The organism is Cyanobacteria bacterium GSL.Bin1 (genome assembly GCA_009909085.1).
In the GTDB taxonomy this organism is placed as follows: domain Bacteria; phylum Cyanobacteriota; class Cyanobacteriia; order Cyanobacteriales; family Rubidibacteraceae; genus Halothece.
Window position 1 is genome coordinate 1 of record JAAANX010000075.1, and the last position, 21,979, is coordinate 21,979.

Annotated in this window: 15 protein-coding genes, 1 tRNA gene and 1 pseudogene; 9 read left to right on the plus strand and 8 right to left on the minus strand. The window is 45.6% G+C overall.

Translation table 11 applies throughout. The annotated features are described in order from the left end of the window. Window positions 1-45: 45 nt before the first annotated feature. The 5 genes from GVY04_09290 to GVY04_09310 form a co-directional block, all read right to left on the minus strand. The gene (locus tag GVY04_09290) at window positions 46-348 is read right to left on the minus strand and encodes an mRNA-degrading endonuclease (GenBank protein ID NBD16320.1); all 303 of its coding nucleotides are present in this window, start codon (window positions 346-348) and stop codon (window positions 46-48) included. 6 nt (window positions 349-354) lie between these two features. Next, a complete protein-coding gene (locus tag GVY04_09295) occupies window positions 355-600 on the minus strand; it encodes an AbrB/MazE/SpoVT family DNA-binding domain-containing protein (protein NBD16321.1) in 246 nt (81 codons plus the stop codon). Window positions 601-678: 78 nt separating this feature from the next. Continuing rightward, window positions 679-3,693, minus strand: coding sequence for an exonuclease subunit SbcC (sbcC, locus tag GVY04_09300; protein ID NBD16322.1), 3,015 nt, complete (start codon window positions 3,691-3,693; stop codon window positions 679-681). A gap of 126 nt (window positions 3,694-3,819) precedes the next feature. Beyond that, window positions 3,820-5,106 carry a glutamyl-tRNA reductase gene (locus tag GVY04_09305; GenBank protein ID NBD16323.1) on the minus strand — a complete coding sequence of 429 codons (1,287 nt, stop codon included), beginning with the start codon at window positions 5,104-5,106 and terminating at the stop codon, window positions 3,820-3,822. Window positions 5,107-5,678: 572 nt separating this feature from the next. Then, complete coding sequence (locus GVY04_09310; GenBank protein ID NBD16324.1) at window positions 5,679-6,341, minus strand: Uma2 family endonuclease; 663 nt, start codon at window positions 6,339-6,341, stop codon at window positions 5,679-5,681. A gap of 394 nt (window positions 6,342-6,735) precedes the next feature. Between GVY04_09310 and tnpB the strand changes: the two are divergent. From tnpB to GVY04_09345, 7 genes and pseudogenes are all read left to right on the plus strand, one after another. Continuing rightward, a pseudogene (tnpB, locus tag GVY04_09315) lies at window positions 6,736-7,987 on the plus strand (IS200/IS605 family element transposase accessory protein TnpB). A gap of 84 nt (window positions 7,988-8,071) precedes the next feature. Then, entirely contained in the window at window positions 8,072-9,196 is a 1,125-nt protein-coding gene (locus GVY04_09320; protein NBD16325.1) for a cob(I)yrinic acid a,c-diamide adenosyltransferase, read from the plus strand. Window positions 9,197-9,310: 114 nt separating this feature from the next. Then, window positions 9,311-10,549 (plus strand): LL-diaminopimelate aminotransferase, encoded by a 1,239-nt coding sequence (locus GVY04_09325; protein ID NBD16326.1) that lies wholly within the window; start codon window positions 9,311-9,313, stop codon window positions 10,547-10,549. A gap of 337 nt (window positions 10,550-10,886) precedes the next feature. Continuing rightward, complete coding sequence (locus tag GVY04_09330) at window positions 10,887-11,534, plus strand: hypothetical protein (GenBank protein NBD16327.1); 648 nt, start codon at window positions 10,887-10,889, stop codon at window positions 11,532-11,534. A 297-nt stretch (window positions 11,535-11,831) separates the two neighbouring features. Beyond that, window positions 11,832-13,145 carry an ATP-grasp domain-containing protein gene (locus tag GVY04_09335; GenBank protein ID NBD16328.1) on the plus strand — a complete coding sequence of 438 codons (1,314 nt, stop codon included), beginning with the start codon at window positions 11,832-11,834 and terminating at the stop codon, window positions 13,143-13,145. Window positions 13,146-13,602: 457 nt separating this feature from the next. Beyond that, entirely contained in the window at window positions 13,603-13,824 is a 222-nt protein-coding gene (locus GVY04_09340; protein NBD16329.1) for a hypothetical protein, read from the plus strand. After that, window positions 13,814-14,236, plus strand: a complete 423-nt coding sequence (locus GVY04_09345) for a PIN domain-containing protein (GenBank protein NBD16330.1) — start codon at window positions 13,814-13,816, stop codon at window positions 14,234-14,236. Before GVY04_09340 ends, GVY04_09345 begins: the two co-directional genes overlap by 11 nt. Before the next feature lie 212 nt (window positions 14,237-14,448). Here the strand turns inward: GVY04_09345 and GVY04_09350 are convergent. The 3 genes from GVY04_09350 to GVY04_09360 form a co-directional block, all read right to left on the minus strand. Next, window positions 14,449-14,521: transfer RNA gene (locus tag GVY04_09350), tRNA-Ala, on the minus strand. A 2-nt stretch (window positions 14,522-14,523) separates the two neighbouring features. Continuing rightward, entirely contained in the window at window positions 14,524-15,237 is a 714-nt protein-coding gene (locus GVY04_09355) for an HAD-IA family hydrolase (protein ID NBD16331.1), read from the minus strand. A gap of 2 nt (window positions 15,238-15,239) precedes the next feature. Beyond that, window positions 15,240-16,103, minus strand: a complete 864-nt coding sequence (locus GVY04_09360) for a methyltransferase domain-containing protein (GenBank protein NBD16332.1) — start codon at window positions 16,101-16,103, stop codon at window positions 15,240-15,242. A 72-nt stretch (window positions 16,104-16,175) separates the two neighbouring features. Here GVY04_09360 and csaB point away from each other — a divergent pair, with 72 nt between their 5' ends. Further along, window positions 16,176-17,234, plus strand: a complete 1,059-nt coding sequence (gene csaB / locus GVY04_09365) for a polysaccharide pyruvyl transferase CsaB (GenBank protein NBD16333.1) — start codon at window positions 16,176-16,178, stop codon at window positions 17,232-17,234. A gap of 22 nt (window positions 17,235-17,256) precedes the next feature. Next, window positions 17,257-21,702: a hypothetical protein gene (locus tag GVY04_09370; protein NBD16334.1), complete on the plus strand. Its 4,446-nt coding sequence runs from the start codon at window positions 17,257-17,259 to the stop codon at window positions 21,700-21,702. The last annotated feature ends 277 nt before the right edge of the window (window positions 21,703-21,979 follow it).

Below are 21,979 nucleotides of genomic sequence, written 5' to 3' on the forward strand. Positions count from 1 at the left end.
GTTTAACTTGCTTTGGATTTTTTTGAATGTAACTCCAAGTATATTTCATCGCACACCACACAAATTTTGTTTCAATCTTACCATGTTATTGCTATTATGGAGATGTCTAATGCTTCGGAGATGATGAACTAAAACCACACCATAAATCCGCCCTGGATTATTGACAATCTTGACTTCAAAAGGAAATCCTTTGACTTTACTGGTGATCGGACAAACGAAAGCAAGAGAAGAAATGCAATTAAATTCTTGAGGAGACATAACAAGCGCAAAACGCTTTCCAGATTGCTCGCGTCCTGTGCGAGGGTTAAGGTTAAGATGAACAAAGTCACCACGAGCAGGAATATACATGACTGGTTACCAAATTTCCTCACCCACGGGATCTCCCCAGTCAAATTCCCCTTCAAAATCTTCGGGCGTGACACCTTCAAGTAATTCATCTAAGGTATATTTCTTCTTGTGCTGTGGAATGAGGACAATCAATCCTTCTTCAGAAATGCTGAAAGAAACATTAGATCCTTCTTCAAGGTGAGCTTGTTGCGCGATTGCTTGTGGAATCCTTACCGCAAGGCTATTTCCCCATTTTTTAATTGATGTAGTCATGGTTTATGAATTTTATCCCCTCAGTATATACATTGTATCAACTTAATCTTAGAGATATCAAGCAAAGGTAATGCTTTTCTATGAAGAAACGGTAATTTGCGATCCTTGAACTGTTTTCGTTACTTCAATGCGGTGCTGGAAGGCTTCTTTAAACTGAGGCATATGCGTGACGGCAAGAATACAACAAAAGTCAGGCGCGATCGCGTTGATAGCTGCAATTAAACGTTCACAACCTTGGTTATCTTGGGTTCCAAACCCTTCATCTACAATGAGTAATTGTAAAGCGGTTCCCGCCCGTTGCGCTAACAGTTTGGCTAAGGCGAGACGAATCGCAAAATTAATGCGAAAGCCTTCTCCACCGGAATAAGTTTCATACGCCCTAGTTCCATGAGCATCAGCGATAATAATATCGAGGGTATCAATGAGTTTGGTTTGCTTTTTGGATCGTCCTTTTCCGGCTTTTTGGGTAAGGAATTGAACATGCAATTGGTTTCCGGTTAAACGGCTAAGAATTTGATTGGTTTGGGCTTCGAGTTGCGGTAAAACATTTTCAATCATTAAGGCTTGAATGCCATTTTTACCAAAGGCTTGCGAGAGTTCTTTATAAACAGCTTCTTTCCGCTTGAGGGTTTTGAGTTGTTCTTTAGAGTTTTGATATTTGGTTTTTAATTCCTCAAGATAATGCAGTCGTTGTTCTAGTTTGCCTTTTTCCGATAAGTAACTATCTAGCTGTTGACGGTGTTGCTGCGTTTTCTGTTCTAAGTGTTTAATTTCAGTGCGAACATCGCTAATCGTTTTGATTTCTTCATTTAAAGTATCAAGTTGCTGCTGAGATTCGGTTTTCTCTTTTTCTCGATTCTGGAGACGGTCGTTTAGTTCAGTTAATTCTTGCTGTTTGTTCGGGAACTCTACTTTAGCTTGTTGCAGTTGCTGATATTTTAGTTGACTATTTTGTGCTGCTTGCACTTGATTAATGACTTCAGTATGGCGCGATCGCGTATAGCCTAACTCTTCGATTTCTTGTTCAATCCTTTGCAGTTCTTCCCTAAAACTGGTTTCGGTTTCTGCTATTTTTTCTTGGATTTCATTTCGAGATTGTTCTAACTCGGGTTGGCGCTGGTTAATCTTTTCTACTTCTTTTCTGGCGTCTGCCAGTTGTTCGGCTTTACGATCTGCGTAGCGTAAATTATCCACCTTTTCTCGCGCGATCGCGTGCGTCTTTTCATCGTAATTAATCTCGGTTAAGCGCTGTTCTAAGTTTTGTAATTCAATTTGATACTCTTCTGCATAAGTTTGTTGTTCTAATACAACTTGAATTTCTCGTTTTTCCCGATTAAAATTTGAGATTTTTTCATGGAGATCGCACACCTCATCAAAGTAAGATTCTAGTTGTCCACTGCGAGAGACTAACTGATCATATTCGGCTAATTCTTGGCTGATTGCTTCATATTCTTGGACATATTGATCCAATTCGCGCTTTGATTTCGCTAAATCTTCCCAAATTGTTGCTTTTTCGGTTTCAATCGCTTGATACTCTTGTTGGGTTTTATCCGTAACCCGTTGCTTATGTTCTTCATCAAGGGGGCGTTCACACAAGGGGCAACTCGCTTCTGGATTTTGCAATAATTCTAATTTTTTAACTAAATCTTCTAACTGTTTTTCATAAGTTTTTTCTGTTTGCTGCAGTCTCGCTTGCACTTCTTGTTGCTGTTGTCGTTTTTCTTGCAAACGTTGGGAATAATTCTGCTTTTTCTTAAGCTGATCCAACTTTTCTTGAATGGAATTATATTCTGCTTCTCGTACTGGAAATTGGGCTAATTCTTGCTGTAATTCTTGTTGGTTGGTTTCAATTTGTTCTAAACGGGCTTTTCTTCGTTCTGCTTCGCGGTCAATTTCTAATTGTAGCGTTTGACGGCGTTGCATTAATGGAGAAACTTCTTGTTGCAGTTGATCCAGTTCTTTGAGGCGTTCACGGGCTGCATTGAGTTTGGTTACTGCTTGATTAATGTCATCGGCTTGCTGGAGAATTTTTTGGGCAGCTGCTTCTTGGGTTTGTAAGTTTTCTAATTCACTGTCTAGGCGTTGTTGCTGGAGTTTAAATTCATTAATTTTCTGTTGTTGCTGTTCTTTAAGCTGTTGATACCTTTGATTTAAATCTTGATAAATTTGAAACTTTTGAGAGAGCGTTTCTTGTTCTTTTTGCAGATCGAGATAAGTTTGGTACGCTTGATTAATTTCTGATTCTTGTTCTAACAGTTGCGTCAGTTCAGAGAGATTTCGCTGAAGTTTTTCTTGCTGCTGTTGGAGTTTTTTGCACTCTTCATTAAGAGTTTGATGCTGTTGGTTATACCAGTCGATTTGTTGCTGCTTGGCTTGCCTTTGGTAATCTAAAGTTTGTAACTTTTGTAGTTCTGCTTGATCGCTTTCGTAAGTTGCTTGTAACTGTTGATAATTGGCTTCAACGGTTGCTAAAGATTCCTCAATGGTCTTTTTTTGGGCTAACTCTTTTTCCGTTGGGGCTAAACTTTGTTCTAACTGTTCGCTTTGTCCTTTCAATTTTCGGGAAATATCTTTCGCTTCTTCCGATAACGTTTGATATTGATCCAGTTTTAATAATTCGGCGAGGACTTTCTTCCGTTCTGTAGGAGAACGCAGCATAAATTCATCGGCACGTCCTTGACGTAAGTATGCTGAATTAATGAAGGTATCATAGTCTAATTTCAGTAAATCATTAATTTGCTTTTGTGTCGCTTTAACCCCTTTTGCAGTTAACGATTGAAATTGATGATTGTGTTGAACTTGCAGTTCTAAAGATGCACTTTGTCCTCGGCGACGACGACGCAAAATGCGATAAGTATCCCCATTACATTGAAAGCGAAAGTCCACCTGTACTTCTTGAGCGCTAGAATTAATCACATCTTCATCAGAAGCGGTGCGCGTCTTTCCCCATAATGCCCAAGTGATGGCTTCGAGAAGCGAGGATTTTCCGGCACCATTTGCCCCACAAATACAAGCGGTATGCAGTCCGTTAAAGTCTAAGGTTGCTTGTTGATAACTGAGAAAATTGGAAAGAGTCAGTTGCTTGGGAATCATAGGCGTCAACCGCGCGAGCAAAAAATCTTTTCGGGAAACTTTACCTTCTGAAAAGAAAAAGCCCCTACCAAATAGTAATCCGAAATCGGTAGGGGACGCCAACTTTAATAATTCCAACCACTCAATTTAACCGTATTGTTCTTCGGGATCAAGATTGAACAACCGTTGCAGAGACTGCACAGTACGACGACGCATTTCAATATCTTGTTGTGCCCGGAGTTCTACCATCGGTTCGTGGAGAATTTTATTGACAATCCCGCGAGTGAGGGCTTCAATCACTTCTTGATGTTTTTCTGCAAACTCAGTTCCGAGACGAGAGAGGGCTTTTTCTAATTCTTGTTCGCGGATGGTTTCCACTTTTTCCCGCAGACAGCTAATGGTGGGAACGGTTTCGAGGGAACGCCACCACACTTCAAACGATTCGACTTCTTCATCTAGCAATGCTTCGGCTTCTTGCGCCATTTGCCGACGACTCGCGGTATTTTTTGCCACCACTTGTTTCAAGTCGTCCACATTGTAACTATGCAAATGTTCTAATTCTTTAACATCACTGGCAATGTTGAGGGGAACAGAAATGTCAAACAGTAAGAGGCGACGTTCGGGGTCGAGATGTTGTTCTAATTTCGCACGATCTAAAATTGGTTCACTGGCTGCGGTACTCGTAAAGACGAGGTGAGATTCACTAATTACCGTCATCATTTCTTCAAGGGGATGCAGTTGCAGTTCCACCTCAGTAAATTGTTGGGCCAGATCTGCCGCCCGTTTTGGAGACCGATTCACAATGGCAATGTTGGTCGCCCCTTTGGCGATGAGATGTTGCACTAATAACCGTGCCATTTTTCCCGCACCAATAATTGTGCAGTGGTAACTTTCTAAATTATCTACTTTCCTTTGAGCAAGTTCGACTGCAGCAGAACTAATGGACATCGCACCCGTTCCTAAATTCGTATTACTGCGCACTCGTTTGCCAGCCGAGAGGGCTTGTTTGAAGAGTCGATCGAGCAATCTGCCAATACCTTGATGCTTTTGCGCTAGTTTGTGGGCGTGTTTGACCTGAGACAGAATTTGTCCTTCCCCTAACACTAAGCTGTCTAATCCTGCTGCCACTCGCATCAGATGACGCAGGGCATCTTGATGGAGGAGGATAAACAGATGGCGTCGCAGTTGAGAGATGGGGTAAGCACTGCGTTCGGAAAGGAACTGAGTAATTTCGTGAACCCCTTGTTCGGCATCAGTGATGACGGCATAAATTTCTAAACGATTGCAAGTGCTGAGGATCGAAATCTCCTCAATGTGAGGCAGTTGACACAAGTGCGCGATCGCGCCTTCAATCGCATGATCTTGAATACTTAATTTTTCTCGCACCGCCACTGGGGCAGTTTTGTGGCTTAAACCGACAACTACAATGTTCATGTGTTCTCCCAAGGATATTGTCTTCTTCGCGTCAGTCAAAAAAAATTTATAAATTTTATGGAGTCTAAGGGATCTCCCCTCTATCTTTTGCAATTTATACGGAATTGTGTGCCAAAAGATAGATTTTGAAAACAAACTTTGTAAAATTTTCTAAATTGCAAAGTTAGTCATTGGTCATTCGTCATTGGTCATTCGGGAACAATAGGCAACACGGGATCAAAGATTCTCCTTGTCTCCCCCTCTCCACGTCTTCACCGATCAGCGTGACAGTTCTAACCTAAAAATGATTTCCTCCTTCCCCCCTCTCCTTGTCTCCCTCTCTTGGAAGCTAGTCACTACTCAAAAGAGCTAGTGTCACGTTTCCGACTAGCTGCTAGCTGTCCGCGAATATTCACACCATAGGGAACTAACTAAGTCAGACGCCCAACGACTACGGGTCATCTTTCCCTGTACTAACGCAGCACCATGATTAATCGCAAGTAAAAGGGTGCCAATCATCAACGCCACCTGCAGGGCAGTGGGGGCGAATTTGGGAGTCATGAGAGGTTGCATAAATTCCAGAAAAGGCTTCATCAGAGATTGAGATCGGCTGAGTCGTTCCTTTGTTGAATTTTTTTGCGTAACGCTTTGAGGGCTGGACTTCTACCTAATTTTCGACTTTTTTCCAAGAGTTCTTTGACGAGATTGGGAAGCGGTAGCTGGGAAAAGGTTGGACTCGTAGAAACGAGTTGATATTGGTCAGATTGCAAAACATACAGTTTTAGTTCGCCACCGTCATAAATCCATAATTCCCTAACCCCTAGTGCTACATAGGCATCAAGTTGGGTTTTTGAGGTAACATCAATTTCCAAAGCTAAATCTGGCGGTGGATCAATCGTGAGATCAACGCGACGTTTCCCACGCATTTGCCAATGATTCTGAATGTAAAAACACTGGTCTGGTTCAATGCCACTACCCATCGTTTTTTGCTTAAATGTAGTGGAACCAAAGCATTCGCAGTCTATTTCTAATTCTTCTAACAGGATTTTAATCAGATCGCTAATTAGTTCTTGATCAACCTCATGTTCTGGGGTAGGCATCCTGATTTCTAAAATTCCTTGATAGTATGCAATGCGGGTGGCACGATGTTCTCCCAGTTCGGTTAGAATCGCTTCAAACTCATGCCAATTAATATCTCGAAGCAATAATCGTTGACCAAGGGGAATGTCGAGTTGCTGAAGTTGGAGAGTCACCATAACGGGTTTTGTAAAGTTAGATCGCAGCACACTATAACAACCATCTTAAGTGAAACTTATGCCGTTCGGATCTCGGCTTGAAGCCTGTTGCGTGTTTCCTAGTGGGCTATCAATTTTGTCGTGAGGGATGAGTGTAGTGATCTTTTCTCCCTTATCCCCTTGTCTTCCTTGTCTTCCCTATCCCACCTCAACCTATTATTTCAAAACGGACGGATGACTAGACTCTAAGCCACTGATGATTAAATTCCTAGATTGAGCTTTATTATTGATCGTCGCGAGGAAAAAGACTCGTGCTCACCGCAATCTTTGAGTCTAAAGCCTCGCCCTTTAGGGCGACTTTACCCAGTTATTTTTGGGGTAAGATTGACGTATCTGTTTTCGGTCGGGTCGAGCCATGTTAGTCAGGGAAGCCAAACTCAAAAAGGGCACACTAGAGCAATACCAAGCCCTTGATGAAGCGATCCGTACGGGACAGTTCATCAGAAATAAGTGCCTGCGTTTGTGGATGGATGCCGAGAATTGTACTAGGGCTAAGATGCATGCTCTGTGCAAAAATTTGGCTACTGAGTTTTCTTTTGCTAGGAAACTGAATAGTATGGCTCGACAGGCTCACGCCGACCGTGCTTGGCAGGCAGTTAAACGCTTCTATGAGAATTGTCGCAACGGAGTTAAACCTGTTGGCTATCCCAAGTTTAAGAAGCATAGCCGCTCGGTCGAATACAAAACCAGTGGCTGGAAACTATCAGAAGACGGCTACTATCTAACTTTCACAGACGGTTTTGGGGGGGGAACTTTCTCTTTATACTGTAATGGACAAGCAAGAGAAGACATCCTCCGAAGCAAGATTAATCGTGTGAGAGTAATTCGTCGTGCTGACGGCTACTACGCTCAGTTTTGTCTAGATGTTGAACGAGTGGAAGAAGGAACTTATACCGGTGAAGTGGTTGGGATTGATCTTGGTCTTAAGTATTTTATTAAAGACCAAAAATGATAACCCAATCATCTATCCTCAGTTTCTTAGAAAGTCCGAAGGCAGACTTAAGAAACTCCAACGTCGTTTGAGTAAAAGGCATCGACCTGGTAAAAAGCACGGGACCAACTACCACAAAGCACGTCAGCAACTAGGGAAACAGCACCTTAAAATCCAACGCCAGCGTAAAGATTGGGTAATTAAACAAGCCCAAGCGTTAGTAGCATCTAGCGATGTCGTGGCTTATGAGGATTTAAGAGTAGCCAACCTAGTTAAGAACCATAATCTGGCTAAATCCATTTCTGATGCTGCATGGAGTCAATTCACAAGTTTCCTAGACTACTACGGAAAGGTTTTTGGAAAAGCCGTCGTCGCAGTTAACCCCGCGTTCACTAGCCAAGACTGTCATCACTGTGGACATAGAGTTAAGAAATCTTTAAGCACTAGGACTCATAAGTGTCCAAACTGTGGAATGGAAACCTGTCGCGACACCAACGCCGCGTTGAATATTCTCAAGCGTGGTATGGAAGGATTGGGAAGGGAATGGACAAACAACAGTACCCAAGGGCATTGGGGAACTGGAGGGAAACCTCAAACGACTGGGGAGACTCCCGCCTCTGCTGATGATGAGAAATCTGATTTAGTAAGCGGTGTCACTGAACCAGTAACTGCGTAGCAGGAATTCCCGTCCCTCCGGGGCGGGGAAAATGTCAAAATAGAGGTCTGAATATTGATACTGTAATGGCTTGAGTTAGGAAAAATGAGTAGAGATGGGATCGGAATTCGCACGGCACAGGAAATGGCGGAACGCGAAGTGGGACAAATTCATGTTTATGACGGAGAAGGAAAAGGGAAATCTCAGGCGGCTTTGGGCGTGGTCTTACGTTCCATTGGTCTAGGAATTCACTCCCGAAGCACAAATCGGGTGCTGTTACTGCGATTTCTGAAAGGAACCGAACGGGTTTATGATGAAGATGCGGCGATCGCTGCTCTGCAAAAAGGCTTTCCCCATCTGATTGACCAAGTGCGCACCGGACGCGCTGAATATTTCGGTAGGGATGAGATTACGCCCTTTGATGAACAAGAAGCCATCCGCGGTTGGAATATTGCCAAAGGCGCGATCGCGTCAGGACTCTATTCCATTGTTGTCCTCGATGAACTGAATCCGGTTTTAGATTTAGGACTCCTTGCGGAAGCAGAGGTGGTAGAGACCCTCAAAAATAAGCCTCAACCCTTAGAAATGATTGTTACCGGTCGCGCTGCCCCTCAATCTATTTTAGACGTTGCTAACCTCCACTCGGAAATGAAGCCTCATGCTGCTACGGATGCGGCGTTAGAAGGGATTGAAATTTACACCGGAGATGGCAAGGGAAAATCCACCAGTGCCTTGGGTAAGGCTTTACTGGCGATTGGACGAGGGATTGATCAAGACCAATCCCATCGAGTGTTGATTGTGCAATGGCTGAAAGGGGGAACGGGCTACACCGAAGATGCGGCGATCGCGGCGTTGAAAGCTAGTTATCCGAAACTGATTGACCATATCCGTTGTGGTCGCGATGCCATTGTCTGGCGGGGAAAACAGCAACCGGAAGATTATGAAGAAGCCGAACGCGGTTGGAATATTGCCCTTGACGCGATTGAGTCGGGTACCTATAAAACCATTATCCTCGATGAATTAAATCCCACAGTTGACTTGGAATTATTGTCCGCAGAACCAGTTGTCAAAGCCTTATCGGCAAAACCGGATGGGACACAAGTCATTATTACGGGACGTTGCTTCAATCGCCATCCCTTCTTTGATCTCGCTAGTGTCTATTCCGAAATGGTCTGTCATAAACACTATGTCTATGATGGGGTTGAGTTGAGGCGTGGCGTTGATTATTAGTCATTGGTCATTAGTCATTAGTCATTTGTTGTCCACTAGACAACGAAATACTGTCTAGAGAATGCTTCTACAGTTTGCTAGAATGCCAAAACTTGATTGCTCTTAATTACACCTATGGTCAAAATTAACGAAAACTACCTCAAACTGAAAGCGGGTTATCTCTTCCCGGAAATTGCCCGTCGTGTGAATACCTTTGCTGAAGCCAACCCCGATGCGCAAATCATTAAACTGGGGATTGGCGATGTGACTGAACCCTTACCCCAAGCCTGTTGTGATGCCATGGCAAAGGCAGTGGATGAAATGCGCGATCGCGCCACCTTCCAAGGGTATGGACCGGAACAAGGGTTTGCCTGGTTACGGGAAAAAATTGCCACTCACGACTACCAAAGTCGCGGTTGTGACATTTCTGCCGATGAAATTTTTATCTCCGATGGCTCAAAATGTGACACAGGGAACATTTTAGATATTCTGAGCGAAAAGAATACTATTGCGGTAACCGACCCCGTTTATCCGGTTTATGTGGATACCAATGTCATGGCAGGACATACAGGACCGGCGAATGAAGAGGGCAAGTATGAAGGGCTAACCTACATTCCCATTACTGCTGAAAATAACTTTACGGCAAAAATTCCCACGGATCAAGACATCGATTTAATTTACTTGTGCTTTCCTAATAATCCCACCGGTGCTGTCGCCACTAAAGAACATTTACAAGCCTGGGTAGATTATGCCAATGCCGTGAATGCGCTCATTTTATTTGATGCCGCTTACGAAGCCTATATTACTGACCCCAGTCTTCCCCACTCCATTTACGAAGTGGAAGGGGCAAAAAATTGCGCGATCGAGTTTCGCTCTTTCTCGAAAAATGCCGGATTTACTGGCACGCGCTGCGCCTTGACGGTCGTTCCCAAAAATCTAAAAACCCAAGCCTCAGACGGATCAGAGGTGCAATTGTGGCAACTTTGGAATCGCCGCCATTCCACGAAATTTAATGGCGTCTCCTATATTGTCCAACGCGGTGCAGAAGCAGTTTATTCCGAACAAGGTCAAGCCGAAGTCAAAGGTTTGATCAACTTCTACTTAGAAAATGCTCAAATTATCCGTGACAAACTCACTGCTGCCGGTTTAACCGTCTATGGTGGCATCCATGCCCCTTACATTTGGGTCAAAGCTCCAGCAGGACTTTCGAGTTGGGACTTATTTGATAAGTTATTATATTCAGCCCATATTGTCGGTACCCCTGGTTCTGGCTTTGGTGCGGCCGGAGAAGGCTATTTCCGAATTTCCGCCTTCAATAGCCGAGAAAATGTCAATGAAGCGATGAGACGCATTACTGAAAATTTAAAGGTTTAATCCACTTAATTCCCCTAACTTGATTTCAGTTGGGGGAATTACTATTTTTCGGTCTAAAAACTGCTTTTGATGTGAGAAGAATTATTTTTTAAAGCACACCAATTGGCTTTTGTTATGTCATCATTAAATCGCAATTAGCCTGAGACTCACAGCCGGATCAGGCTCATTTTTCGTTAGCGCGATCGCGTGCTTTGACCGTGGCTCCTCTATTCCTGATTGTCAATAATTGTAAAGAATCTTATTCAGGGCTAGATGTTAAATTAGGTGAAGATAACTCGATTTTCGAGAAGTATTCAGGAATTGTCTTCAAAAATTAGCAACTAGCATAGTTAAACTTATGATTTCAGCTAAATCTTTTTCTCTAGCCTTACTATTATCTCCCCTTGCTTGGAGTCTGAACGCGATCGCTGCAGAGGCAAAACCTCCAACTCCAGCTACAGTCACCACAAATGCGAGTGTATTAGCACAAGAAAGCCATTCCTCTCAGCAGGAAGCCAATCCCCCGCAAAAAGACGAAACACTTACGCAACTCCGCCGTCGTCAGAGAACCATTCGTCGTCGAGCCGTTAATCCCAATTATCTAGGGGTGGGGTTAAACGTTGGGTTTGATGGTGACACCGCTCTAGGTGACACTGAATTTGCAATTAATGGCAGAATTAAAATTACCCCTGATATTTCCTTCCGCCCCGGCGCAATTATTGGGGAAAATGCTGTCATTTTAGTACCTGTCACTTACGACTTTACCGCTCAAGGCTTAAGCGTTGCTGAACGCTCGTTTAGCTTAACTCCTTATGTTGGTGGGGGCGTTTTCTTCACCACGGATGAAGACTCTGAAGATGATTTAGGCGGGTTAGTCACAGCCGGGGTAGATATCCCGATTTCTCGCCAATTTACAGCCAATGCCGGTCTAAATGTTGGCTTTGTTAATGATGATACAGAATTCGGGTTATTACTTGGGATTGGTTACAACATTCCTGGAAATTAAGCCAGACTTTACAAGAGGGAGCAGAAAAACCAAGCATCAACTTTCCAGTATGCTTTTTTTAACTCCCTCACCGATTACATTTGAACACGGTCAACACTTAAGTTATTCCGAAGACCGAAGCCTTAATTAGGTAGTGCGTTCTCATTGGAAAGTCTACGGAATTTTTTGCATATTCTTTGTTACAAAGTGAATATTCGTAAAGTAAAACTAGATTGAGGTACCTAACATCGATAAACTGAAGACTTAGGAGCATAGTGTGAGCCAATAAGCAATTAATTCACGTAATAGAGATCAACTATGTCTAAGAATGTCTTCGTTGTTGGCGCCGATGCGTTCAATTGCCAGCAGTTGAAACATATTCCCGGCGCAGAGGAGTTTAATTTTCATAATCTGCTTACTTTTGACGAAGTGAAAGGTGGGGGTCATTACCCTCCCTTTGATGAATTATTGGAGCAGGCAGAGGAGCAGTTACAACATTTTTCCGGTTCAATCGATGCCATTATAGGTTACTGGGATTTTCCAGTGACTTCCATGGTACCACTGCTATGTGCTAATCATGGGCTGCCAGCCCCTTCAGTCGAAGCGGAAATGAAATGTGACCATAAGTTCTGGAGTCGTCTGGAACAGCACGCTGTAGTGCCAGAACATACACCGGCTTTCGGTGCAATCAATCCGTTTGCTGATGATCCGTTGGCTAGTATCAAACTAGATTACCCATTTTGGCTAAAGCCGATTAAAGGTACAGATTCTTTACTAGCTTTCAAAGTTTGCAATCGTAAAGATTTTGATCATGCTCTGTCCCAAATTCGGGAGGAGATTATACACATTGCTCGTCCGTTCAATCAGCTTTTGGCTCACGTAAAGTTACCGCCTGAAGTAGCAACTGTCGATGGCTATCACTGTATTGTTGAAGCGTTAATGACAGGACACCAATGCACGATTGAAGGACATGTCTATCAGGGAGAAGTTCATACCCACGGTATTATTGATTCCATCAACTACCCCGGTCGTTCCTCATTTTTCCGTTATCAATATCCTTCACGTTTACCCAAACGCGTGAAAGAGGAAATGATGAGATCATCTCAGCGTCTGATGAAACATATTGGTTATGATAACGGGGCATTCAACATTGAATATTTTTATGACCCTCGCCACGAACACTTAATGATTCTGGAAATCAATCCTCGCATTTCCCAGTCTCATAGCGTGATGTTTCAGATGGTAGATGGTGTTTCTAATCATCAAATTGCTTTGGAGCTAGCACTGGGACGCCAACCCAATTTCCCACGCCGTCAAGGGGAATACGGCTGTGCTGCCAAGTTCCATGTCCGTCGCTTTGAGAATGCCTATGTCACCAAAGTTCCAACAAAAGAAGAAATCAAGAAAGTACAGGAACAGGTTCCTGGTGTAGAAATTGATCTGATTGTGCGTGGAGGGATGCTACTTTCCGAGTTAATCGAGCAAGATAGCTACAGCTATGACCTAGCCCACGTTCATATTGATGCACGAGATCAAAAAGAGTTGCTAGCAAAATATCACCAGGTACTTGAGCTACTCCCTCTAGAATTAGAAATTTCCACAGCAAAGGAGAAAACAGCACACGTTTCCTAGCATAACTCTCTCTCGAGAAACACCATTGGTTACTGGGGTTGAGCCACTAATTCAAAACCTAAGTCAAGTGCCTTTTTCTAAAGAAGCTAAGGCAGTCTGTAGTGAAGTTTTCTGGGAAATCTGTTTCTTTCATTCATAATGGGTGCGATCGCGCCCCTAGGGCGCTTTCAAGAAACACGAGCCGAAACCCTTGTAAAATCGATATTTTAAATACTGAGTTCCCAGAGTTCATCCAACGCTATATGAAGGGGAACCACAATGTGGCAAAGCCACCGTCCTACGGGGATCGCGTCTCAAACTCCCTCTCAAAGCGGATTCCATGATAATGTACCCAGTAGATGCGACTGAAAAATGGCTGAAATTCTCTCACAGCAACAGTTTTCTTTTTCCCCTTTTCCGAAGTTCCGTTAAATTAGCTTCTGTTAGGTTTCCAACGAAATTACCATCAAACTCAACCATGCAAGCTATTGAATTTAAAACAATTCTCCAAAATGGAATAGTTACACTCCCCCCTGAATATGCCAGCCAATGGGAAGGGAAAACGATCCGCGTCCTGGTTTTAGATGATTCTGAACCAGTAGAAGAATTAGTCCAGCCCAGTCAAACCTCACCTTTTCAGGCAATTTCTCTCAAGACTAAAGGGTTTAAGTTTAATCGAGAAGAGGCGAATGCCCGTTAACATTTTTCTCGATACCAATATCATTATCTATGGATATTCTGAAGATGAACCTGACAAACAACAATGTGCCGTTCAATCTCTGCAAGCGGGAACGCCTTGGATTAGTACCCAAGTTCTGAATGAAACCATCAACACCTTACGGCGCAAATTTCAACTCGATTATGCTCAAATTGAAGCTGTGGTTGAGGAACTAACCCAACAGCTTAAAGTAGCGATTGTCTCCACCACTACTATCCAAAATGCTCTCGCGATCGCTGAAAGATATCAATACAGTTACTTTGACAGCTTAATTATTGCCAGTGCTCTTGAGATGGAATGTGATTATCTTTATAGTGAAGACCTTCAAGCCGGGCAAAAGATCAATAATCAATTAACGCTGGTTAATCCTTTTGTTGATTTCACCACCTCCTGATAAAGCTCCTGAGAATGCTAAATGTTTTGACAAACGTGCGCTTATCAAATTCTTATCTTTTTCTGAACCTTGATAATAGAATAGTGTTATTAATCGCGCGGTAGATCATGCTTAATGAAATATCAGATCGTATTATTAACTATGCAGGAGTCAAAATCAGCGACACTAATCTGTTACCAGCAACAAATAATTAGTTACTGTACGACAAGTAATGGAGAATAGGGGACTCGAACCCCTGACCTCTGCGGTGCGATCGCAGCGCTCTACCAGCTGAGCTAATTCCCCAATCAGTTACCGATCTTAACATCTGCCAGTTGTTGCTTCACCCGTTCGAGTTCCAGTTCTTGCAAATAGTCCACCGTCCAGTTGGCTTGCCGTTGCAACATATGAAACGGATAAGTATTGGCGACGCCAACCACCTGCATCTGCGCTCGTTTTCCGGCTTCAATCCCACTGGGCGTATCTTCAATGACGATACATTGCTCCGGGGTTAGATTTAAGTCAGAGTACTGTTCGTTTAATTTTTCGACGGCGGTTAAGTAACCTTGTGGGTCGGGTTTACTTTGGGTGATGTCGTCGCTAGTTAAGACAACAGCAAAGGCTTCCCGAATTTTAAGGCGATCTAAAACATATTCAACATTGTCTCGACGTGCGCCGGTGACTAATCCGAGGACTAAACCCGCTCCCCATAAGTCGCGAATAAACGCTTCCACCCCTTGATAAATCGGCAAATTGTCTGCTGCCTCTAGAGACTCTTGATATTTCTGGGCTTTTTGCGCCAAGAGTTTTTCTAAATACTCCTCACTCACAACCCGACCGCGACGCTCTAAAATGGCAGCTAGACAAGCGCGATCGCTGCGCCCCAAACAAAGTTCATTATGTTCTTGGGCATCGGGACGTAAGTTTTCCCCTAACAAAATCTCTTCAATCAAGCTTTGATGAAGGGACTCGTCGTTAATAATTACGCCGTTAAAATCGAATAATACAGCTTTCAAAGTCATCTTTAAGCAGGTGCCGTTGCCGGCATATCTTCATTTTCTTCAACCGTGACAGGAGAAGGAGTAGCAACCGGTTGCGGTTTTCGTCCGATATTGACTTGATGGACGCCCCAAATGGTATGGGTCTCTCGGGCAACAAAGCCAGTATTTTCTAGCCACACTTCTACATTTCCCTGAGCATACGCTTGAATATAGGGTTCTTCAAAAATATTGGTTAACCATTCAGAATGACGTAGGGTTTCTTGATTGCCATCTAAGAGTAAAAACTGTCCCCCGCCTTTGAGGAGACGAAAAGCTTCCCGGAGAATTGCTTGACTAATGCTAACTGGGGTTTCATGGAATAAAAGTGAGGCAGTGACGAGATCAAACGTTTCTCCTTCCAATCCAGTCTCTTCTGCTTTGCCATGACGCCATTGAATCGGTAGCTGTTGGGCTTGCCCTTTCCGTTCTGCCATAATCAACATATAAGGGGAGAGATCTAAACCAATCACTTGGGCATTGGGAAAAGCTTGTTGCAGTAAAACAGTAGTTGACCCCGTACCACATCCTAAATCGAGGATGCGTTGCGGTTGTCCTTGCACTAACTTCACGGCATCTTCTCGAACCCAAGTTTCATGGGGCGGAACGAAATAGCGGGTGATGGGATCGTAGGTAACAGCGGCATCGGCAGTGAGGTAGCCCCCGCTTACACCGTGAAAATTTTGCGATTGGTAGTAATTCGGATATTCTAGGTTAGGGTTAGCAATGCGATCGCGCTCTCGCTCCCAATCGATGCTTTCTTTTAATTGTTTCAGCTGTTCACTATCGATCAAATTGCTAACAATCGGTTTCAAAAATTGTTCCCAAAGGGTATCAGTCCGTACGCTCATCGTTTCCTTAGTCGGCAAAAGACATCATTATTAAGAAATTTTAACGTTTAATCGCAGGTCAGAAACGTTCCCATGCAACAAAAGCCCAGTGCCAAAACAGCAATTCTTTGTGGCTATTACGGTCAGGATAACGTCGGGGATGATGCTCTCCTGATGACGTTGCTGCAAATGCTCCCTGCCCGAATCCAACCGGTGGTCTTATCGGCAGCGCCGCAAAAAACCAAAGACAATTTACAAGTTCCTGCTATCCCCAATCGCTCGGCTTTTCCAATTTTAAAAGCGCTGCAAAAAGGCGACTATTTCATCTGGGGTGGGGGTAGTTTAATGCAAGATGTGACCAGTTTACGCAGTCCCATCTATTATGCCGGATTAATGGCGTTAGCGCAGCAGCGAGGATTGCAAACCATCGCGTGGGCACAAGGAGTGGGACCCTTAAAATCCGCTTTTGCCCGTTGGCTCGCCCGCAAAGCCTTAATCGGATGTGACAAAATTAGTGTGCGCGATCGCGCTTCTGTCGAATTATTAAGTACTTGGGGCTTATCTCCCCTCCTGGCCCCGGATCCGGTATGGGCTCTAGAAAGTGAATCGTTTCCGAAACTTTGGGAACTTCCAGCCCCCCGGGTGGCAGTAACGTTACGACAACATCCGCAACTGACTCGCCCGAAAATTAAAGCGCTAACCACCGCTCTGGTTTCTTTTCAAAAAGCAACAGAGACTTGCATTTTACTGGTTCCCTTTCAACCGCAAGACCAATCTCTGGCGGAGGAAATCGCCGGTCAACTTCCCGATCCGAAAGCAGTGATTAGCGGGGAAACCCCCACTCGCCTGAAACGACTATTTCACGGAGTCGAAATGGCAATTGGGATGCGCTACCACAGTTTAATTATGGCCGCAGCAGAAGAATGCCGGTGTTTCGCCTTGAGTTATGATCCTAAAATTAGTCAGCTCATGACCGAATTTGATATCCCCGGTTGGGAAGTGTCAAATATTCCCGATGATCCAAATATGATTACTAAAGCCTGGTTAGAGCATTATGCCAATGGGGAAGGGTTAACCCCAGATCAAATTCAATCCCAGCGCGATCGCGCTCTCATGCACAAAGATTTATTAGTCGAGTTTTTTCAAGATTAATGCCTCCGATTGATTAGACAACATGACCTCCCCGCGCGATCGCCAAACCCTGCAAATTCGCCTCAAAGCCGATCTTTCGCGACCGGAATTACTAGCCGGCTTAGAGGCGTTACTGCAGCTGGGTTTAATTGATGACAATCAGGTGAGACAATTAGCCCGCTTGCGATTAAGTTGCCAGATTCCCGAGCCAGTCATCGCCCAACAACCGGAACCGCTCCCTCCACCTCAGCTCTCTCTCCCACCAGCGCCCTCACTCACGACAGAAGAAAAAGTAGACAATTTCCTCTCGCGAGCTTGGAACGCTTTTCGCGAGGAACTCAGTGTCCGCTGGTTATTATTTTTGGGCGTGTTTGCCGTTTTGGTTGCATCGGGCGGTTTGGCTGCGACGCAGTGGGAATATTTTTCTCCCGTCGCGCAATATCTGGTGTTATGGGCTTATACCCTGAGTTTTGGCGGCATCGGCACTTGGCTTGCTAGACAGCCGCGATCGCGCTTGACCGCCAGTGCTTTACAAACGATTACTACTCTACTGATCCCGATCAATTTCTGGGCTATGGATACGCTGATTGGCTGGGAAAACCCTTTCTCTTGGCTAATCATTGCGCTAGCAGCAATCACCTTGAGTCTTTGGCTGCTTTGGGACACTCAGCAACCCTTCCCTCTCGGTATCACTTTTTTAGGAACCAGTTATCTGCATTGGGGATGGACCATTGATCATTGGCCAATCGTAGCCGTTCATCTCGGCGCGATCGCGAGTACGGTGGTAATCATTCTCTTAGCGCGACCAGCGCAGCAGCGTTTTACCTTCAGCGTGTATGCGGTTGCCCTTTTATTAGGACGAGCAATTGGGGGGGTGGGTCTGCCGCTGACTGCCTTGGATTTGGCAATTGCTATTTGTGGGTGGTTGTTTACCATTAACCGAGCCGATCCAGAATCGCTAGTATCGAAAGTAATGGAACGTATTGGGGCAGCACTGCTGCTCGTGGCTTGGGGATTAGGCTGGGGAGAGCCGTTTCCTTGGCCCGCGGGGGTAGCAACTGCTTTTGCTTTAGAGTTCTTGTGGCGACGGCTGCGGCAGTTTTGGCGGCGCTGGCACTTGCTTGCCCTTTTCGCAGTGGGCTTTCAGGGCTGGGGGTTGCTGTGGCAATTGCTTCCAATTAGCACTCGCTCCCAATGGGTGGGATTTCTCGAAAGTAGCTTGAGCTTAGAAACCGGTCCGCCTTGGCTGCTACCGAGTCTGGGACTTTTCCCTTATTTGATTATTTTCCTGGGGCTGGTGAGGTGGTTGGATCAGGTTGAACAGCCTCAATTGGCTCGGTGGGGCGAAGGGTTGGTGTTGGGAGTGGGTGCCATTTTAACGGTGATTGCTGCGGTCTCTCCCAGCACGCGATCGCTGACGTTATTGTTTTATAGCCTCACCCTAACAATCATTATTGCGAATCGCGCCCGCGTCACTCTCATTTATTTGACTCGCATTGTCCTCTGGCTGGCGGTGATTTCGAGCGTTGATTGGATCTTTCCGACTTTAAGCCAGCAACAGTGGGGTAGTTTCTTCCTCGTAGCGATGGTGGGAGAGTGGTGGGTGAGCACGCAAGCAGCTTCTAGGGCTTACTCTCTCCTGCGACAAGTGGCACAACGCAGCGGTTGGTACTTTGGCTTTTGGTTTGCGGGCTGGAGTTTTGTGTTGTTGGGGCAGAGTGATGCCGGAACCCTTTGGCGGATTTTATGGTTGATCGCGCCCATTACCTTGACCTTAACCGCGAATTACCAAGAGGAAGGACGGCAAAAAATAGCTGCAAGATCCGCAATCATGGCTGCTTTCCTGGCACAAGGATTGTTGCTCTCTTCCCTGTGGACGCGCTTGCTGGGTTGGAGTGTTGCCACCGGATTACTGGTGATCAACGCCCGTTATTTTCCCAGTGTTCCGGTAATGATGCTGCCGGTGGGAGCTGCCCTCGCTCTAGGGGCATCGCCTTTTTGGGAACAACTACAGTGGCCCGGATGGACGGTTTGGAGCGCGATCGCGTTGATTATCCTTTGGTCAGCAACCGCTATCCTGGCGCGGCAGCGCAAGCGGACTGCCCTACTGTATGCTCGGGCAACGAATAATTGGGGAATCATGGTTTGTATTGGTGTGCTCAGCGCGATCGCGCTGCATGAGATGAGGGGAGTAGCCGGGCAATCGTTTTGGCAGTATCCCTTAGCAGCCAGTCTCACTACCCTGGCTTTGACAACTCGCTATTGGCAAGCCCCGAGAGCCATCACCGGCTATGGTGTTCTGATCGCCATTGAGTTAACTGCAATTGAAAGCTTGCATTTGGCAGGCGGAACGCTCTTCCATTTGGCAATGGTTAATCTCGGTTTAGGATTGCTAGCTCTGGTCAGTTATTATCGGCTGCCGACTCAGTGGATGACAACCAGTCTCGAAATTGCCCCCTTAGGGTTTGCTGGGGTAGCAATGATGAGTCGTCTTAATACTTTTACTGCCTATACGGGGTTACTCACTCTCGCAGCAGCGATCATTGCCTTATTTGTCGGCAGTCACCGCCAAACCTGGAAAGGAATTTCTTATCTGGCGCTGGTTGGCATTCTCCTTGGCAGTTATGAATTAGCCATTTTCCCCTTTCCACCTATCTCATTTCCCCAAAGTCTCTTCAATCTATTGTCCCTGCTAGTTACAGTAACGCTTACCCTTGCTCTGATGTATCGCAGTGGCGCTAGCTTTTTACATCGGCAAGCCCGAGAGACCATACTTGGGTTATCCCTTGGGGAATTGAAACGGATTGCTCATTGCCACTGGGGGCTAGCCGGATGCTTTGCCGTTATTGCAACCTTGATTTCCTCAGCAATTGCTAGTTCGCTCTCCTATCTCAATCTGGGGAATAGTCTCATCCTCACTGCTTATGTCCTGGTGCAAGGTTACCAAACTCGCCAGAATCGTCCCGTTGCCAATGCTTGGTTCACTGCGGGGTGGTTGACCAGTGAGTTAGTCATCACTGCTATCATTCATCTTGCCCAAGGCGATTGGTTGGCCTTTGCCACAAGCCATCTCATCCTGGGATTAGCTGCTCTGGTTGTGACTGCCCAATGGCGTCGCCGAGGGAATCCTGTTTCCCGCTTAGGGAGTATTGAACTTTTTCCCTTATTTCTAGCCAGTGTTGGCGTCGTGGCGCGTTACGGACACTTCACAGCAGCAACCGGCGGGTTAATTTTAGGCGCAGCAATCGTGGGGTTTGGGGTGGGGAGACGTCGCGAAAATTGGGCAATTTTCTCCCAGATTGCTCTGGTCGCCGTCTCTGTTGGTTGCTATGAGTTGATGATTTACGCCATCATCCAGAGCGAGAGTGGGTTAATGACCGATACGTTAACGCTTCTTGCGGCTGTAGCTGCAGGTCTTGCTCTCGTGCAACGGAGTCTCGCTTATTGGGCGCGATCGCGCGATCAGATTTTAGGATTAAGGGTGCCAACCCTCCGCCAGGCTGCCCATCTCCACTGGCTGGGAGGAAGTGTGCTGCGAATTGCTGCCATTGGCTTGGCCACAGAATCGGATCCGAAACAGGTTCCCCTGGGCATTGCCGTAAGCCTCATCCTGGGCATCTACGCTGTGATTCAAGGACGGGAACAAGCGCAGCGTTCTAGCAGTGATCATCGCACGATCCGCTCGGATTGGTGGGTGTATGTGGGACTGGTGCAATTGCTCGGTGTCACGGTTTATAGCCGCCAGCTTTGGGAAGAGTTAGCTGTTTTAGACCCCTGGACCGCCGCTCTTGCTTGTTTACTTGCATTGATTCTCTTACAGTTACCCTGGGGCAGTTGGGGCTGGAATCTAACCCCTTGGCACCGGATCGCGATCGCGCTGCCAGCAGTCAGAGTAGTTGCAACTGCGGTTGACATTGAGTGGTTTAATCTCTTCGTGATTGCCGGATTTTACGGACGCATTGCCTGGCGCACCCGGCAAATCCGTTGGAGTTATGGCAGCCTGGGATTAGTGGCTTGGGGAATCGCCCAACTCTTAGCTCGCTTCCAACAGGAAGATCCCCTTTGGTATGCTGTCTTAATTGGGTTACCGTTGCTCTATATCGCCAGTGTCGATCCGATGCTTCAGTCAGCAAACAGACGCGCTGCCCGCCACTGGTTACGGTTGTTCGCCACTGGGATCATGAGTGGTACGGCTTTGTTCTATCATTCTGAACTGGGTTTGGCACCCACCTTAATGGGGTTAACTCTCCTTTTGGCAGGGATTGCCTTACAAGTGCGGGCGTTTCTCCTGATTGGTACAGCCACCCTTCTTCTCACTGGCGGTGAGCAAGTACTTAGTTTTTCTCAGGCTTATCCGTTTGCGAAATGGGCGATCGCGCTAGTAGCCGGAATTGTTCTCATCGCGATCGCTGCCAGTTTTGAGTCTCAGCGCGATCGGATGATTTCTACGTTTCAAACCTGGCGAGCCCGCTTTCAAGAGTGGGAATAAAACGCGCTAGGGAACAGTGAACAGGCAATATCTTGTCTCCCTTGTCCCCCTTGTCTCTCCTCAACCCATCATTTCCCAACTGACCGACGACGATGTCCGTTCTTCTCGATAGAGTGCAATTGGGGTCATCTTCTTAAGTAAGCTAGAATATGATCGCTAGTTTCTGTTGTTCCAATCATAATCTCAGCCCCATTCAATCGGAATGGCAAACTAAGTTGTTCTCAATAAACTAGCACTGGTCGTTCCTTAATCAATTTAACCTAAAATTTACAATGTC

What these genes read in the sequence shown, in the direction of transcription:
- GVY04_09290 (NBD16320.1), bottom strand. Translation starts at nt 348, where the DNA reads ATGTATATTCCTGCTCGTGGTGACTTTGTTCATCTTAACCTTAACCCT.
- GVY04_09295 (NBD16321.1), bottom strand. Translation starts at nt 600, where the DNA reads ATGACTACATCAATTAAAAAATGGGGAAATAGCCTTGCGGTAAGGATT.
- sbcC (NBD16322.1), bottom strand. Translation starts at nt 3,693, where the DNA reads ATGATTCCCAAGCAACTGACTCTTTCCAATTTTCTCAGTTATCAACAA.
- GVY04_09305 (NBD16323.1), bottom strand. Translation starts at nt 5,106, where the DNA reads ATGAACATTGTAGTTGTCGGTTTAAGCCACAAAACTGCCCCAGTGGCG.
- GVY04_09310 (NBD16324.1), bottom strand. Translation starts at nt 6,341, where the DNA reads ATGGTGACTCTCCAACTTCAGCAACTCGACATTCCCCTTGGTCAACGA.
- GVY04_09320 (NBD16325.1), top strand. Translation starts at nt 8,072, where the DNA reads ATGAGTAGAGATGGGATCGGAATTCGCACGGCACAGGAAATGGCGGAA.
- GVY04_09325 (NBD16326.1), top strand. Translation starts at nt 9,311, where the DNA reads ATGGTCAAAATTAACGAAAACTACCTCAAACTGAAAGCGGGTTATCTC.
- GVY04_09330 (NBD16327.1), top strand. Translation starts at nt 10,887, where the DNA reads ATGATTTCAGCTAAATCTTTTTCTCTAGCCTTACTATTATCTCCCCTT.
- GVY04_09335 (NBD16328.1), top strand. Translation starts at nt 11,832, where the DNA reads ATGTCTAAGAATGTCTTCGTTGTTGGCGCCGATGCGTTCAATTGCCAG.
- GVY04_09340 (NBD16329.1), top strand. Translation starts at nt 13,603, where the DNA reads ATGCAAGCTATTGAATTTAAAACAATTCTCCAAAATGGAATAGTTACA.
- GVY04_09345 (NBD16330.1), top strand. Translation starts at nt 13,814, where the DNA reads ATGCCCGTTAACATTTTTCTCGATACCAATATCATTATCTATGGATAT.
- GVY04_09355 (NBD16331.1), bottom strand. Translation starts at nt 15,237, where the DNA reads ATGACTTTGAAAGCTGTATTATTCGATTTTAACGGCGTAATTATTAAC.
- GVY04_09360 (NBD16332.1), bottom strand. Translation starts at nt 16,103, where the DNA reads ATGAGCGTACGGACTGATACCCTTTGGGAACAATTTTTGAAACCGATT.
- csaB (NBD16333.1), top strand. Translation starts at nt 16,176, where the DNA reads ATGCAACAAAAGCCCAGTGCCAAAACAGCAATTCTTTGTGGCTATTAC.
- GVY04_09370 (NBD16334.1), top strand. Translation starts at nt 17,257, where the DNA reads ATGACCTCCCCGCGCGATCGCCAAACCCTGCAAATTCGCCTCAAAGCC.